Source organism: Pseudarthrobacter cellobiosi (assembly GCF_023913815.1).
In the GTDB taxonomy this organism is placed as follows: Bacteria; Actinomycetota; Actinomycetes; order Actinomycetales; family Micrococcaceae; genus Arthrobacter; species Arthrobacter cellobiosi.
In genome coordinates, this window is sequence record NZ_JAMXBK010000019.1 from 101,246 (window position 1) to 117,152 (window position 15,907).

Sequence of the window (15,907 nt, forward strand, 5' to 3'; positions counted from 1 at the left end):
TTGCCGGTGCGGTCGTGCGGGTGGGGTTAGGCGGCCTTGACGAGGGGGAGTTCGTCCCAGTGGGTGGTGTAGCGGGGGGAGAGCATGTCCCGTTTCATGGCCCAGTCCGGTCCGCCGCGGATGCCGGCGTGGCCGAGGCCGATGGAGCCGCGGCCGTAGCGGCGGGTGACGTCTTCGAGGAGGGTTCCGACGTGGCGTTCCTCGTGCGGGTTCTCGAACAGGGCAAGGGGTGCCTGGTTGCCGGTGCGGCGGAGGTCGGTGACCATGATCCCGGCACGGGCGTATCTGACACCCTCGTTGATGTAGGGGAGGAGGGCGTGGGCGGCCTTGGTCAGGATCACCGGGTCCGCGGTGGGCATCGGCAGCGGGATGCAGACGGAGGGGTAGGAGGTGTCTTTGGGGTTGAAGTGTGAGGTGCCGGCGAACGCGGTGAGGACTTTGGCCTGCAGACCGTGTTTGGCCAGCCGGGCGGAGGCCTGCTGCCCGTACACACTCATAACCTGCCGGATCCCGGCGGCGGTGGTGATGGGGGCGGCGAAGGAGCGGGAGAAGATCAGCTGGTCCCTCCCGATCCGTTCTTCCTCCATCGGGATGCAGGGTGTGCCCTGCAGTTCCAGGACGGTGCGCATCATGACCACGGAGAACCGGTCCCGGATCATGACCGGATCCGCCCGGGACAAATCCAGAATCGAAAAAATACCCATCACGTTCAGGCGTTTGGTCAGCCGGGTCGCGACGCCCCAGATCTCCACCACAGACAGGCGCCCCATCAGGGAATCCCGCTCAGCGGCTGGGACGGAGTCCCAGTGGCAGACCCCGCCGAAGCCGGGGTTGTTCTTGGCCCACTTGTTCGCCAGCTTCGCCAGGGTCTTGGTGCCGGCGATCCCGACGCAGACGGGCACGCCGACGTTCCGCCGGACAGCCGTCTTCATGGCCCGGCCGAGCGTGAGGAGTTCGTCGGGGGTTCCCTTGACGCCGAGGAAGGCCTCATCGATGCTGTAGACCTCCAACCAGGCCGAGTACCGGCCCAGGAGCTCCATCACGCGGGCGCTGATGTCCCCGTAGAGCTCGTAGTTGCTGGAGAGCGCGACGAGTCCCCATTCCTTGGCCCGGGGTGCGATCTTGAACCACGGTTCGCCCATGGGGATGCCCAGGGCCTTGGCCTCAGGGGAGCGAGTGACGGCGCAGCCATCGTTATTGGACAGCACAATCACGGGCCGGCCCTCCAGAGACGGGTCGAAGGCCCGCTCCGCGGACGCGTAGAAGCAGTTCACGTCCACGTGCGCGATCTGCTGCATCCTCCGCATCACAGCCGGCCTAGACATGGTGAAGGCACCTGGTGGCCACGCCCCAAATGACCAGGTCCGAGAGCGCCGGTACCCGTATGTCCGCGTAGGCGGGATTCTCTGCCTGTAGCACCACGCCGGTTGGCGTGATGCGCAGCCGCTTGATGGTCAGTTCCCCGTCCAGGACCGCGACGACCACACACCCGTCACGCGGCTCCAGCGCCCGGTTCACGATCAGTTCATCGCCGTCGCTGATCCCGGCGCCTTCCATCGAGTCCCCGGACACCCTCACCACATACGTGCTGGTGATGTCCTTGATCAGGTGCACGTTCAGGTCAATCCGGCCGTCAAAATAGTCCTGCGCCGGCGACGGGAATCCAGCAGCCACCGGCACCGGTGAGATCAGCACCGACAACAAAGACACGCCCGCATCTATCACGCGGGGACCGACAATAACGCCCACAACACACCCTTATTCGAATATATGTTCGATTTATTTCAGTGTACTCGTGAGGACGGACATTCGTTCGACTTTGCGCACGCTCAAGCAGTGAGAAAGCGGAAGTACGGTCCGCAGTGGGCGCCACGGACGGCTCCTGCGAATCCGACCCGGCCGTGAGGTCCTCGTGCGAGCAGTGATAGGAAGCGAACGGGGCAGCCGCTTGATCCGGCGATCGAGTCGATGCCGGCGATAGCGACCATTTGGGGATGTTCGCCGTAGGCTCGCCTGCAGGGATCCGGGCTGTTCGGCGGCACCCCAGCATGGAGTTCCTCAGCAGGGCCGTGTCCGTCATTCAGGACCGATGGCCATCTTGGCTTACTGCACGAGCCTTCAACGACCCCGTTAGCGGTCAAAAGCAGGCCGTGAGCCCACCTTCCGTCGCGGCATGCCAGCTTGGTGCTGATACAAGGCTTTCGGCCGTTGCCTGGTAACTTAGGAACAGATATTTGCGAGATTGACTTTGAAAGCAGCGCCCATGATTCCGATAGTTGACCTCTTTGCCGGACCCGGCGGCCTGAACGAAGGGTTCTCTAGCGTCGGCGAGCAGGACGGGCGCCCAGTCTTCACAACAGTCGCATCCTTTGAGATGAACAAGTACGCTCACGGAACGCTGCTTCTTCGGACTGCCTACCGAATAATGAAACGGGGGGCAGGAGTACCTTCGGCTTACTACAGGTACATCCAGGGGGAGTTGCCCTGGGAGGATTTTTCGACGGATCCCGTAGTCAGCGATGCGCTGGCCCGCGCGAGGAGTGAAGTCCACCTCGTCGAGTTGGGTGAAGATAACCGGACATTGGTAGACGGGACCATCCGAAACGCCTTGGCGGAGTCCTTGGATTCTCCGACAGATGACTGGGTACTCATCGGGGGCCCTCCATGTCAGGCTTACTCCTTGGCCGGACGCTCTAGGCGGAAACACGACGAAGAGTTTGAGAACGATCACAAGCATTTCCTCTACAAGGAATACCTTCACATCATCGAAAAATTCCGTCCGACCGTTTTTGTGATGGAAAACGTCAAAGGCCTACTTTCCTCAACGAACAAAGGCGACCAGACTTTCGATCTCATCATGAGTGATCTTTCCGAGCCATCGCCGGGAGTCGAATATGAGGTTCGTTCGCTTGTTGTCGATGAGCCCGTTGGTCAACTGAACCCAAGGGATTTCGTCATCCACGCAGAGGATTATGGGATCCCGCAGAAGCGCCATCGGGTCATACTTCTGGGGATCCGTGCTGATGCGTTGGAGCGGACGTCACGAGTCTTCTTGGAACCTAAGGACCAGGTAACCGTAAGCGACGCGATCAGTGACCTCCCATCTCTTCGTTCAACGATCTCTCCCGCTCGAGAAGACAGCCCGCTGGCGTGGACAATATTGACGCACGAAGTCACTGCCATTCTCGGCCGTGGATTCGTCGCCGAACCAGCGCTAGTCAAACCAACGAAGTTGATCCCGGGTGGACCGTTCCTAGGCAATTACGTTGCGCCGGCGCCGGAGTCCGCGTATCAGAAGTGGATACTGGATCCGCAAGTGGGCGGTGTAACGCTTCATCACACCAGGTCGCATATGTCAGAAGACATTAAGAGATACGGTTTTCTCGCGGCGGAGGCGGCGCGGCTAGGGCGGGCCCCGAAGCTGGATGACCTGCCGGGCAGCTTGCAGCCAGAGCACAAGAACATCGGAAAGGCCAACACGCCATTCGTTGACAGATTCCGAGTGCAGTTGGCCGATAAGCCGTCCACGACAGTCGTATCTCACATCGCAAAGGACGGTCATTACTATATCCACCCAGACCCGAGCCAAATGCGAAGTCTGACAGTCCGGGAGGCTGCTCGGTTGCAGACGTTTCCGGATAACTATTTTTTTACTGGCTCCCGGACTCAGCAGTACCATCAGGTCGGGAACGCCGTGCCTCCACTTTTGGCGGCGCAAATCGCCGAGAAAGTTGCAGCGACACTTCGCATCCCAGCGGCCGTGCTCGATGAGACCATAGACAGCCAGTCATTGTGTGACGCAGCCCAAAATATGGCCGCGGATGGCGGCCAGCTGACGAATGAATATGTTGCCGCTGGCACCCGAGCAAGCGAAGTGGCTGTTTCAGCTTCCTAGGCGTGCGGATCGCTTCACCCTCGTGGAGGCTATCTACGCATAGTCTGAGTAGCCAGGAAGAACGCTGATTGGTTCCCCGTTTAGCGTCTTCCAGAGATGACGCCCATTGGACGTCGAACCTGTGAGTACACATGCGGCCATGGACGGGGAATCGAAGTACACGTGTTCTGTGAGGATAAGTTGTCCGCGCACATAGTGCAGTGAGTCCGTGTCAATCATCTCCCGACGAATTCGCTTATAGTTCCCAAGAAGAGAAGGGGCCTCCGAAGTCGATGCCAAGGCTCCAGCCAGAACGAATACACCTCCATCAACGGCGTGACCCGCCGCACTCGCATCACCTGCCAAGAGATGTACAGACGGTTGGAGACTATATCTGTAGAAGTCCTGTCTCCCCCTAGGGTCCAGTGGCGTCCAGGCCGCCTTGCTCACGATTCCGTCGATGATTGAGGCCACGATCCAGTAGTTTGCGTCGCCCGGAGCAGAATGCTCTTCAATTCGCCACTCGCGTCCGTCGGCGGTAATGATCAATGACTGCGACGCCGATGGATGTCGCGAACTGTCCGTTCCCAATTCGAGGGCAGCCGTGGCTAACCACTTGAACTGCTTAGCGGATATTCGAGACTGCCAGGTTCCGGGGCGGTAGTGGGCGGAGCCTGTTAACCGGCAGAGGCCGTTTTCCCACAAAGTGGTCATAGATTCGTCGACGCGGAGCAGGGTAATCGAATCAATCAACACTCGTCAGGCCCTCCAGCAAGCTCCGACCTTCCTCGGCAGAGGCCGCGACTCGCCATTCGGTGCACTCTGACATGTCAAGGGTGTAGCCAACGGCCGTAACTGCTGAGGGGAGGCCGTTAGGGAAGGAAGCTAAAGACAGTGCCGGGAACGAAGCATTCACGTGATAAAGCTGTTCCGAAACGATTCGGAACGGGAAATCGAATTCCTTGCTCACAGCAGCTGCCCACCCGATTTGGGAAAGTTTAGAAAGGAACAGATCCTGTCGAGCCGGGTCACGTTCAAGCTTGTCTAGTCCTATGCTTACCAACTTGCCCAGCGTGTTCCCTGCAGCATTGTCAGGTGTTATGACGAGACTGAAGAGGTAGAGCGCGCCATTCTCGAGCGGCGCGAGCTGTTGGAGACTGTTGATCCGATGAACTGGGCCCCGTATGGCGGAGGATCGAGAAGTCTTGACCTCGACTGAAACTCCCTGTCCGACGAAGTCGTGGACATTTCCAGTCGGCCCGCACCAAGCTTCTAACGATCGCGAGATGTCGGCCCAGCGGATGAGGAACCATAGCTCGCCAATAAGGCCGAGCGCACTGTCAGCATTAAGGTCCGACGGATTCACTTTCCACAGCCACTGCCACTTCCTAAGAACGCGCAGGGTGAGCCCGACGTTGTCCTCGGAAGTCTGGCTGCGTTCCTCGCGGATGGATTCAGCAAAAGCCAGAAAGGGCTCCCAAAACCGGTAGTCACGGCACGCGACAACGATGAATGAGCTAGTTGGATGACCCGTTAGCTGTAGTTCTTCTATGGAAGCTTCGACGCCCTTTGTTTCGAAGAAGACATCTCCGTTGGGGCGAGTCGTGTCGTTTCGAAGAAGAACACAGCGTCGGCCCTCGCTATCCAATGACAGCCATATGCCGGTTCCTGGATCAAGTTCGAAACCCTGATGAGCATCGGTAGGCACAAGAAGTTGACCCCAGCGCTCGTCGACGTCAGTCATCGGATTCGTCTCCCTCCTCACCCGGAAGTTTGTGGGCCAAACGTCCTCGCACGTACGGGACCGACGTGAGATTTCGCGTAGTTGGCAACGAGATGCCAACGCCGATGACCGGAGGTTTGCCATTTGGTTCGTCGAACAGATCTTGACGATTCTGACTCGTTCCCCTCGACAGGGGGCTTATCGGGTAGATGAGCAGCAAGCCCTCCGTATTATCGCGCTGCTCCCTGAGTGCATATCCCATCGTGATGCCTGACTGTCCCTCGGTCGCCAGTGCTTGGTCCCTGATGAAGGTCGCTTCGGCCGCTGCAACTTGTTCGTTGCTGAGGCCGACGGACTCGTCGCTGGCTCTGAAATTGCCCGCTACCGCTGGGCTCATCAGGACACCAACAGACAAGTCGTCGGACTTCAGTCGGCTTCGCGTCATTGCGGTCACCGGCCTGAGGAAGTCGCTGCCGAAATCTACCTGGTATTTCTCAGGGTCGTACTGACTGTGGACGACAGATACTGTCCAATGCGTTAGCTCCGAGTGCTCTGCGGCCATCTGCTGAACGTAGGCGGCGATAGTTGCAGAATCAAATGACGACGCTTCCTGTGCCGAATTGAAATTCTGAAGAAATCCAACGACTGATTCCCACGGAACATTCTGCCAGATTGGTTGCTGGGCCGATCCTCGCAAGAGGTGTGGTTCACCGAGCGACTTAAGAAGTGTTTTTGCTGTAGTCAAGTTGTTCTCGAGCCAAGCAGTATTGTGCAGCATGAATCGGACCGTCTGCAATTGGCGCCCAGAGTAGGTCTGCTGCACGGGTTCGGCACTGCCCATCCGGTTCCTTGCAGTTGCGAGCATAGCTGGATGAGTTCTAACCTTGGGTGCTATTTGTCGGGGAGTGAGCCTGTCGCGCTCATACATCTTGATTTCGTCACGGAGCTCCTCTTCGACAAGCGAGAGATGACGGAACTTCGCCACCAAGTCCCTTGTGGTCCAGAGCCGAGTCAAGTCAGCGTACTTCGCCCGGTAGCCAAACCAGCGGCCCATCTGCAGCAGAGTATCGTAATTATTCGCATTGCGGCAGAAGTAGGAAACAGTGAGGTCCTCGATTGTGAGGCCCCTGCTCAGGCGGTTCCCGCCGAGCAGTAGCACTGTCAGATTGGGGTCTTTCTCATAATCCAGAGTATCTTTGCTCGTGCTGTTCAGCGCAATCAATTCAAAGGAGTTTGAATGTTCGAAAAATTGATCAATCGCTGGTTCGATTTGTTCAAAAGTTCGAACGTTGTTGAGGTCGTAAGCAGAAACAACCGGAACAAAGTCCGCATCCCACCGCTGGCGGAGTGTTTCACGTAGGTTCTTGCCGTCGTACAGCCATTCTTGCCTAATTCGCTTTATGTGCGTTGTTAATTCAGCGAATAGCCGATTCTGCAAGTCCGTCTTGTGAGAAGTGTGGATGAGCATGCTGCTCATGCCTCCGCCCAATCTCTCCGACTTCGCAGCTGATGCGAGGATCCAATCCAATAACGCGAGACGGAGGGTTGGCGTGACGATCGGCGTCCAGTCCGCCTCGTCCTTCCGCTTTGGTGTGAGGAGTGGGACTTCACCAAACGGTATGTGCCGGATTACGTCCAAACCGGGCAGGGGGTCATCTTGCTCGTCGATCGAAGGACGTCCAAATATCTTTTCAGCCCCAATGTAAGCTCCAGGCCGCGGGAGGCTGATAATGAAATTGCTGGGGTAGAGATCCTGACCGTGGGTTGTTGTGCTTGCATTCGGATCGATGAAAATATTGGCAAATGGTGTCGCCGTGTATGCCACGTAGGAGACTCTTTTGAATTTACCAACCAGTTCCCGGATCAGCCCATTGATAGTGGATGGGTCCAACTCCTTGTCAGGGGCGAAGTCGCCTTGGTCCGCACTGCTAAGGTCCGAGTAGTAGGCACTGTCATATTTGGTATCGATTGAAGCTTGGTCAGATTCATCATCGATTATGAGAACAGGCAGATCCGTAAGGTCATCATCAAGCCATTCGTTGACGCGATTGAGAACTGTGGCGTTCTTTTTGACCACCATTAGTCCCGGCATGCCTGTACGAAGAGGAGCGGCGTCGGTTCCAGGTTTGAAGTCCCCTGTCGTCGTCGACTGGGTAATGTTCCACATTGCGTATTCCCTCGGAGCCTTTCCGACACCTCGAGGATCGTCAACCAGACCGAGTTCCAAGTCCAGTCTGCGCTGGGTCTGCGCTCTCAGCGAGTTATGAATGCCGGATAGAACGATGACGAGTTTGTACCCACGATCGACGGCTTTCGCGATGAGAGCTGTGAAGTTGGCGGTCTTTCCAGACTGAACGTACCCAAGCACCAGTCCGGCAACGCGGAAGTCATCTTTTGCATAGGGTGCCCCGTCTTTAGGGTCCTCGATGTACGACAAGATCTTGGTGGACCAGAGATCCAAATCGTCAACCGTATCGCTATGCCAGTGCTTGCGTGTACTGAGGTAGCGGTTTAATGTACTCCACAGGTAACCGCTGCTAGGGTCGTAGTCCTTGATCCAAGGAAGCGGCCCGCCTGGAACTACTACGGCCCCCGGTTTAGCAAAGGTGATTACTTTCTGCTCGGCTGCAAAGTAGGCCAATATCCCCTCGCGAATTGCGGGGTACATCATATTGATGGCCTCCTCAATGCTGGTGCCCGTCGTCGCAGAATAACCCCGGACCACGTGAGCCTGTTCTCGATAGACTTCTGGGTTACCAACCGAGTTCATGGGCTACTCCTGGATTATCAGATATGAGGGCATCAATAATTTTACGGAGGGCTGCGGATTCTCCTGCGGATTCGGCTGCTCTCTCCAAGCATGTGCGGCGTGTATGGACAATTCGCTGCGGGGGCGGTATCGGGGCAGGGGGCCATGGAACGATGATGGCACCTCCTGCTGATTCATCTGTGCCTGTCGGCACAGTTCCAAAACTGGAATTCGGCTGCCTCGGTGGTGCGACATCCAGTTTCCCTCTCTGAACTTCGCCATTCGACTCCGAGCCGGGATTGTTCTTGGCCCCATTCTTCTTGGCTGACGCCTGACCATATGACCGTTTGGCATGTCCCCGCAAGGACGCTACTTTGGGCCTCAAAATTTCACGCAAGGACCCCGGGAGAGCGACACTCATCTTGGAAATGTTGATGCCGAAGGCAGGATCCAACTCCGGGAAAAATTCGAGGGCGACCCGTGCCTGCTTGGTGTGTTCGTCTGCTGCGCCTAGCCGAGACCAACCGCCTGATTGGATCATTCTGTCAGATCGGTAAACGTAGAAGCCCTGCTGCTGATTCCACTTCGACGGGCCCGAGAGTCTCTCGAACTCCTTGTCGGAGGAGAACTCATCCTTACGAGGGAGTACGTAGGCAGTCACCCGAACTGTTCCCGAAGTTCCGGAGGCGGCCACGTCAAATTGGTCATCACTGAATTGTTGTGTGGCTTGCTCCTGTGGAGCAAAGGGATTCCAGGGCTCAATCGGTCGTCCATTGATCGAGATCTCCAGAGTTTGACCCAAGCGACTCGCGGCTGTCCCCTCGAGGAACTTGTGAAAGACCATGCCAAGATGTCGTTCTAAGTCCTCAGCGTGATCGAAAAATCTGTCCTTGGCTTTTGCCGTATCTTGAAAGTGATCTCCCAAGATGCGGTCCAACTTCGACCAGACAACGCATGTGCCGCTGCCACCAGTCAATGTTTCTAGCGACTCCAAGGGGAGTTCTTCTTCAGGTATCGATTCGATGAGCCAAGCATCGCGCTCATTTATGAGATCCACATCGAACCCACGAGCATGGATGCCTTCTCCGTCGACCTCTGACTTCGATGACACCAAGAATTGTTTGCACTGCGAGAGGCTTGCAGTGTTGAGTCCTAAACCGAACTTTCCAAGATCGTCTCTCTTGTATTCGCGGTCTGATCCGAATCGAAGGGCCTCAGTAATCCGGTCCGGGCCCATTCCGTGGCCGTTGTCGGTGATGCGAATGAACGAGTCGGCCCCGTTCCAAGACATGGTTATGGACACTCTGCTCGCATTGGCTGAGATGCTGTTGTCAATAAGGTCTGCTACCGCGCCCCGAAACGAGTAGCCAACGTCCCTCAGGCTTCCCACCAGCCGCGCTGCCGATGGTAGAACTTCAATGGCCTCTCGCGTCTCCACCATAACTCCCCTTGATAACGAGTGGTCATAGACCTCTAGAGCTCTAATTGATTCGGCACAGATCGAAAGAAACGAACTTGCGAGGCTGCGCCGCCCCCTGCATTCTAGCCAGGCTAGTACACCCCTCCTGACCTAAAGCTGACACCAACATGAAACAACGGTTCAGCTTATGGACTTGTCGGCAGCTTTTGGGGCGCGAGGTTGGCTGCTGAGCGCCGTTTTGATGTTGACTTTGGAGGTGTAGGAGATGGATCCGTATTGGAAGAGTCTGACGGCGAGGCGGAACATGATGGCGGACCCGATGAAGAGGATGGCGATGACTATGGCTGCTTCCCAGAGGCTGAGGGAGCCGAGTCCGTTGCGGAGCATGGCGGTCACGGGGGAGGAGAAGGGGAAGTAGGTGAAGACCTGGACGATGAGTGCTTGGGGGTTGGAGAAGATCAGGGAGATCGCGTAGAAGGGTACGAAGATCAGGGCCATCATGACGCCCATGAAGTTTCCGGCTTCCTTGGCGGTCGGCATGACGGCGCCGATTGCCACGAGGGTGGTGGTGAAGAGGGTGAACCCGCCGATCAGGAGCAGGAGCCCGATGATCATCGGGACCGGTTCAAATAGCAGGGCTGTGAGGTCGAAGTCGGGGATGCTGACCTGTTCGCGGAAGAACAGGTAGCCGATGATGAACGGGGACGCGAAGACCAGGATCTGGACGGCTCCGACACCGAAGAGGGCCAGGACTTTCCCGCTGATCAGGGTGGTGGGGTTCAGGGTGGTCAGGATCATCTCGGTGACCCTGTTTTCCTTCTCTTCGAGGGTGGAGCTGAGCATCTGTCCGGCGAGCAGGATGATCAGGGCGTAGAAGATGACCAGGAAGGCCAGCGGTGGGAGTGCGGCGTTGAACCCGCCGGCTTCCTGGCCGTCCTTGAAAGTGGTGACGTCGATGCTCGCCTTGCCGGCGGCGAGGGTGGACAGTTCTGGGGAGCCGATTTGTGCGTTCACGGCCTGGGTGAGCATGGCTTCGGCGACGGCGGAGTATTTGTTGTTCTCGAAGATCCCCTGGTCGGCGCCGTAAACCTTCACCTCCGTGCTTGCCGGGTTGGCGGGGAACGCAAAGTACGCATCGACGCTCCCGGCCCGGACCGCCTCGACACCCTGCTCCGGGGAGGCGGCCTGGGTGGCTTTGAAGAGTTCGGCTTGTTCGGGGGTGATGAGGCCGGAGGCGTCGGTGTAGGAGATGGAGAACTGGGCGTTCTCCTGGGCGTCGGCGGCGGATGCGGTGGAGCTGTTGCTGATGTAGATCAGGATGAAGATGACGGCCATGATCACGGGCACGGCGAGGGTGCCGGCCCAGAAGCGTTTCTTGCTGATGGTGCGGAGGAATTCGAAGCTGACGACGGTGCCGAGGTTGTGCTGTGCCATGTGCCTAGACCTCTGCCGTCTGGTAGGTGGCCGCGTCGGGTCTGTTCTGGTCGCCGTAGACGCGGATGAAGATCTCCTCAAGCGAGATCTTGGTGGTGGTGAAGCCGCGGACCGTGACGCCGGCGTTGATGAGGTTTTTGAGGATGTCCGCTTCGTCTGTGTCGTCGGTGATGGAGAGTTCGGAGTAGTTCGTCTCACTCATGGTCACCGGGTACCGCGGCGAGGGCGGGACGGGACCGGTGTGTTTGAGACGGACGACCCGGCCGCCGTACTGGTTCTGGACCTCATCGATGGTGCCGTACGCCTCGGCGGTGCCGTTCTTGAGCAGGATCACCCGGTCACAGAGCCGTTCGACTTCCTCCATCTGGTGCGTGACCATCACGACGGTCGCGCCCTTGGTTTTCTGTTCGGCGATGATGTCCATCAACAGGCGCCTGTTGACCGGGTCAAAGCCCTTGGTCGGCTCATCCAGGATCAGCAGCTCGGGCTCGTTCATGATCGTCACGCCGAGCTGGACCTTCTGCTGCTGCCCGCCGGACAGCTTATCCAGCTGCATACCGGCCTTGTCCGGCAGGCCGACCCGGTCCAGATACTGCAGTGACCAGGCCTTGGCGGCGTGCCGGTCGATGCCTTTGAGCCGGCCGAAGTAGGTCATGATGTCGATGACCTTTTCCTTCTTGTACAGTCCGCGTTCCTCCGGGAGGTAGCCGAGCCGGTCGCCGTCCTCAGGTTTGAACGGCCGGCCGTTGATGTGCAGGGTCCCGCCGGTGGGCTGGTAGATGCCCAGCAGCGCCCGGATGGTCGTGGTCTTCCCGGACCCATTACTCCCCAGGAACCCGAACGTCTCACCCCGGGCCACGTCGAAAGACAAATCCCGGATGACAGTCTTGTCCCCGAAATCCATCCTGAAACCGTCGATGTGGACCAGTGCTTCGCTCATGGCTGTTCCCCAAAATGTGTCGACAGATGCTGACTGTGAGTCTATCCGCGGGTCGGCTGCGGGGGCTCAGCCCGGGGGATGACATCAGCGGCAGTCCGAAAGACGTGCAAGCACATACCAAGCGAACTTACGGCCGCTGTCGGAACGAGCGAACCCGGCAGGGGGAACTGAACGGTTCGGGGGGGTACCCACCCCATGGCCCTCCGTGGCTGCCTAGGGCCGTGGACCCACCTGCGCTGGGCAGATGAGCAGCCGAGAACATCGGACATCCTCACGTGCCGGGACTCCGGGCACACGATTGCCACGAAGGGTGCCAGGATGGGGCCCTTCGCCGTGAGCGGCCCCGGTGTCCTCCGCCAAGCCGCGGATGGATGTTACTTCCGCCCCGCCCCAGTGGCCTGGAGCAGCCTTGCTTGCCAGCCACGAAAGTCAAAGCAGCGTGACGGTCGGCGCGGGCGTCGACACCTTGGACGCGCCGGCCACGCTGCCATCGTAGGTGACATAAAAGGTACATCGACGCTGGGAAACGCCGGTCATCGGACCTAATGCATAAGCATCGGGCGCTGTCAAGAAGGCAAGCAAATACCCCGCCACTTCCTTGAAGTGGCGGGGTATTTGTCGGTGCCCTCGATTGGAATCGAACCAACGACCTTCTGCTCCGGAGGCAGACGCTCTATCCCCTGAGCTACGAGGGCAATCCAGGGATCCTGCCGTTGCCAGCGGGACGTCCTAGAGCTTAGCAGGAAGGTGCCTGCAAGGAAAAACGGCTCCCGTCAGTAGCCCGAAAAAGAGTCCACGTGCACGCGCCGTGCGCCCGCGTTCCTGGCCGCACGGCGCAGCGAGGAGACGCTGGCGGGGGACCCGGAGATGTAGACAGCGCGGCCGGCAATGTCGGGGACGAGGGCCTTCAAGGAGACTCCGTCCAGCCGTGCGCCGGGGGCGGCGCCCCCGGACAGCAGTGTCCCGGCATCGGTGATGAACGGCGGCGGGACCGAACCGTCAGCGAGGCGTGCCAGGATGCGCGCCCCGGACGCCTGCAGCTCGGCCGCGTAGGCAATTTCGGCAGGATTGCGCGCCAGCAGCAGGAGAACCACGTCCCGGTCCTGCGCGGCGCTGGAAGCCAGATGGGCAAGATAGGGCGTGATGCCGATGCCCGCGGCGATCAGGAGGACGGGGGCCTGGGGGTCGCGGGGCAGGACAAAATCTCCGCCCACGGAGGTGGCGGCCACCTCATCACCAGGCTTCAGATCCAGCAGGACTTTCTTCGCCGCGGACAGGGGCTCCGCCGTCCGGACGCCAAACTTCACCGTCTCCGAACCGGGGGCACTCGTCAAACTGAACACCCGGCGTCGGCCTTTACCGTCGGACTTGGCGTGCGGCAGATCCAGTTCCATGTATTGTCCCGGCACAAACCGGACGGGCCGGGACGGTTCAAAGGCGAACTCTGTGGTGCTGGGCGTCAGAGGACGGGAGCCAGCGAACCGGAGCCTGAGCCCGCCGCGCTGGCCCACAAGGAACGCCAGCAGGTTGCCGACCAGCAGGGCCAGCTCCGGCGAGTTGGCGATGAAACCGAAGTTGTACGGCACTGCGAACACCACACCAACCAGTGCGGCGAGCGCGAGCTGCTGCCAGCGGCGCGGAGCGAGGGTGAGCGGCTCCGTCAGCATAAAGCCGACGAAGAACAGCAGCGGCCGTTGCGCCAGGGCCTGCCAGAGTGCGCTGCCCAGGGTAAGCCCTGCCTGCAGCAGCTCAGCGCTCACAATTGATGTGGCAACCACAAGGAACACGGCCGCCATGAGCAACTTACGCGTCCGGTAGAGCACCAGGAGGACGCCCGGGACCAGCAGCCACAGCATGGCGGGGGTCGCCGCCCACCACGTCGCGATGTTCAGCCCCGTCAGCCCAGTGACAAACGCCCCGGCGGCGGCGGGGTTGAAGATGTGCCGGCCACGCCAGGCCAGTGCGTATTTCGAGGCGGAGGCCAGCACACAGGCCAGGGCCACTCCCGCCACATCCAGGGGCATAAAGGAGGGCCAGAACAGGAAATACAGCAGCAGGCCGGTGATCAGCGACGATTCGGAATGGGGGCGGACGTGGAAAAGGGCAGCCAGCGCGCGGTTGGACACGTAGGTCAGGCCAAGGCACAGCACCAAGTGGACGAGCATCTGCGGGATGCCGAACGTGAGCCAGCCAAGGGCATTGAGCAGGAGGCTGTATGCGGCAAGGGCTGCCAGCACCAGCAGGATCAGCCGGTACATCGTGTACTTGCCCAACAGGGTGCCCAGCCGGCCGGCAGTGAAAACGGCAGTTGCCTTGGGGGCGTCAACGGGGCTCATGAGAACAGTGTCCCTTCAAATCCGGCCGAGTAGGCAGCACTTCCATCAGAAAAAACCGTCAGCCAGGAAAAATCGAAACTCTGTTCCAGCTCGCTGCCCGGAACAAAGAACAGGGCGGTGGCCAGAGCATCAGCAACCATGGTGCTTTCCGCCATGGTCCACGTGGCTACCGCCGTGCTGACGGGCAGCCCGGTGGTGCCATCAAGCACATGGTGCAGGCCGTCGCCCCATGCCCGTCGGTTGGAAGCTGATGCGCACAAGGCGCCGCCTGCCAGCGGCACGGTCCCGATGGCCCTCGCAGGATCGTACGGGTGCTCCAACGCCACGGACACCGGATCAGGACCGCGGTGCAGCAGGTCGCCGCTGGCATCAATCACGAAGGAGTCCACGCCGCAGGACCGCAGCTCAATGGCGAGAAGGTCCACCAGCTGCCCCTTACCGGCGGCACCGATGTCCAGGACCAGGGGAGCGGAGGTGGTCAGCACACTCCCGTCCCACGCCAGGACGTCCTCCCAGCGGGGTGCCGGAAGCGCGGACCCCGCAGGCCGCAGGGAATAGTCGGCGTCGTACCCGAGGCGCTCCAGGCTGCCGCCGATCAGCGGCGTCATTGCACCGCCGGTGATGTCATACAGCGAGCGGTACAGCCGGCCAAGGTCCGCCGCTTCCGGCGGCAGCTCATACCGCCCGGGCTGGCGGGCCATGGCACCGACGGTCGAATCGGACCTAAACCGGGACCAGTCGCCGTCGTACCGCTCCACCAAGGCGAGCAGCCGGGCACGGACGCTGGCATCAAGCGGACGGGGGGTGGAGATTTCCCAACGGGTTCCGATCCCGTCGAAGCGGAAGCCCTCCGGGTTCGGCACGGCCTACTGGGCCTCGGCCTTGATCTTGTCCAGGGCCTGGTTGAAGCCGCCGCTGGTGAGCGAGGATCCTGCCACCTTGGAGACGTTGAGTTCGTCGATGCTCTTGCCCACAACCTGCGCTGCGATCCCGCCGGCGAATTCTCCCTGGAATTTCCGCGTGTTCGGGTTCGAGGGGTGCTGGGTGATGTTCACGGCCGTGACCGTGCCTGCGGCGAGCGTCAGCTCAACCCCCACGGTTTCGGTGCCGTTGGGGGAAACATAGGTGCCGTCAGCGCTGTACGTGCCGTCCTGGTAGAGGGAGGCGCTGCTGGCCAGCGATGATGCCGTGCCGGAAGGGGCCGTGGTGGCGCCGGACATACTGTCGGAAGTCGCAGCGGGCGCCGCAGGCGTGGCCGACGGCGCGCAGCCGGCCACCGTTCCAGCGAGGGACAGGCCGGCGATGCCGACGAAAACACTTTCGCGGACTGACGGTCTCATGATGGGGCTCGTTTCGTGGGCTGGGTGCTTACGTGTACTCAACGTCGGATTCAGCGTAATGGTTCACCCTGTGAATCAGCAGTGCGTCCGC

Annotated in this window: 12 protein-coding genes and 1 tRNA gene; 1 reads left to right on the forward strand and 12 read right to left on the reverse strand. The window is 59.9% G+C overall.

Annotated elements, in window-relative coordinates:
- Positions 1 to 26: 26 nt before the first annotated feature.
- Together NG701_RS05210 and NG701_RS05215 are read right to left on the reverse strand one after the other, a co-directional pair.
- Positions 27 to 1,325 (reverse strand): Y-family DNA polymerase, encoded by a 1,299-nt coding sequence (locus NG701_RS05210; protein WP_252565100.1) that lies wholly within the window; start codon positions 1,323 to 1,325, stop codon positions 27 to 29.
- A complete protein-coding gene (locus NG701_RS05215; protein ID WP_252565102.1) occupies positions 1,318 to 1,749 on the reverse strand; it encodes a LexA family protein in 432 nt (143 codons plus the stop codon). The genes NG701_RS05210 and NG701_RS05215 overlap by 8 nt, the downstream gene beginning before the upstream one ends.
- 514 nt (positions 1,750 to 2,263) lie before the next feature.
- Here NG701_RS05215 and NG701_RS05220 point away from each other — a divergent pair.
- The gene (locus tag NG701_RS05220) at positions 2,264 to 3,895 is read left to right on the forward strand and encodes a DNA cytosine methyltransferase (RefSeq protein WP_252565104.1); all 1,632 of its coding nucleotides are present in this window, start codon (positions 2,264 to 2,266) and stop codon (positions 3,893 to 3,895) included.
- Positions 3,896 to 3,928: 33 nt separating this feature from the next.
- Here NG701_RS05220 and NG701_RS21340 read toward each other — a convergent pair whose 3' ends face one another.
- From NG701_RS21340 to NG701_RS05265, 10 genes are all read right to left on the reverse strand, one after another.
- Entirely contained in the window at positions 3,929 to 4,588 is a 660-nt protein-coding gene (locus NG701_RS21340; protein WP_374208655.1) for a DUF4357 domain-containing protein, read from the reverse strand.
- Positions 4,589 to 4,619: 31 nt separating this feature from the next.
- Positions 4,620 to 5,618, reverse strand: coding sequence for a PD-(D/E)XK motif protein (locus NG701_RS05225; RefSeq protein ID WP_252565106.1), 999 nt, complete (start codon positions 5,616 to 5,618; stop codon positions 4,620 to 4,622).
- A complete protein-coding gene (locus NG701_RS05230; protein WP_252565108.1) occupies positions 5,611 to 8,367 on the reverse strand; it encodes a Z1 domain-containing protein in 2,757 nt (918 codons plus the stop codon). The genes NG701_RS05225 and NG701_RS05230 overlap by 8 nt, the downstream gene beginning before the upstream one ends.
- Positions 8,351 to 9,787, reverse strand: a complete 1,437-nt coding sequence (locus NG701_RS05235; RefSeq protein ID WP_252565109.1) for an ATP-binding protein — start codon at positions 9,785 to 9,787, stop codon at positions 8,351 to 8,353. The genes NG701_RS05230 and NG701_RS05235 overlap by 17 nt, the downstream gene beginning before the upstream one ends.
- Before the next feature lie 159 nt (positions 9,788 to 9,946).
- On the reverse strand, positions 9,947 to 11,200 hold the full coding sequence (locus NG701_RS05240) for an ABC transporter permease (RefSeq protein ID WP_252565110.1): 1,254 nt from the start codon (positions 11,198 to 11,200) through the stop codon (positions 9,947 to 9,949).
- Between the two features lie 4 nt (positions 11,201 to 11,204).
- Entirely contained in the window at positions 11,205 to 12,140 is a 936-nt protein-coding gene (locus tag NG701_RS05245; protein WP_252565111.1) for an ABC transporter ATP-binding protein, read from the reverse strand.
- A 622-nt stretch (positions 12,141 to 12,762) separates the two neighbouring features.
- Positions 12,763 to 12,835: transfer RNA gene (locus NG701_RS05250), tRNA-Arg, on the reverse strand.
- Positions 12,836 to 12,913: 78 nt separating this feature from the next.
- Positions 12,914 to 14,476: a ferredoxin--NADP reductase gene (locus tag NG701_RS05255; RefSeq protein WP_252565112.1), complete on the reverse strand. Its 1,563-nt coding sequence runs from the start codon at positions 14,474 to 14,476 to the stop codon at positions 12,914 to 12,916.
- Positions 14,473 to 15,339: an FAD:protein FMN transferase gene (locus NG701_RS05260; protein ID WP_252565113.1), complete on the reverse strand. Its 867-nt coding sequence runs from the start codon at positions 15,337 to 15,339 to the stop codon at positions 14,473 to 14,475. The genes NG701_RS05255 and NG701_RS05260 overlap by 4 nt, the downstream gene beginning before the upstream one ends.
- A 3-nt stretch (positions 15,340 to 15,342) precedes the next feature.
- Positions 15,343 to 15,816 carry an FMN-binding protein gene (locus NG701_RS05265; RefSeq protein WP_252565114.1) on the reverse strand — a complete coding sequence of 158 codons (474 nt, stop codon included), beginning with the start codon at positions 15,814 to 15,816 and terminating at the stop codon, positions 15,343 to 15,345.
- Between the last annotated feature and the right edge of the window lie 91 nt (positions 15,817 to 15,907).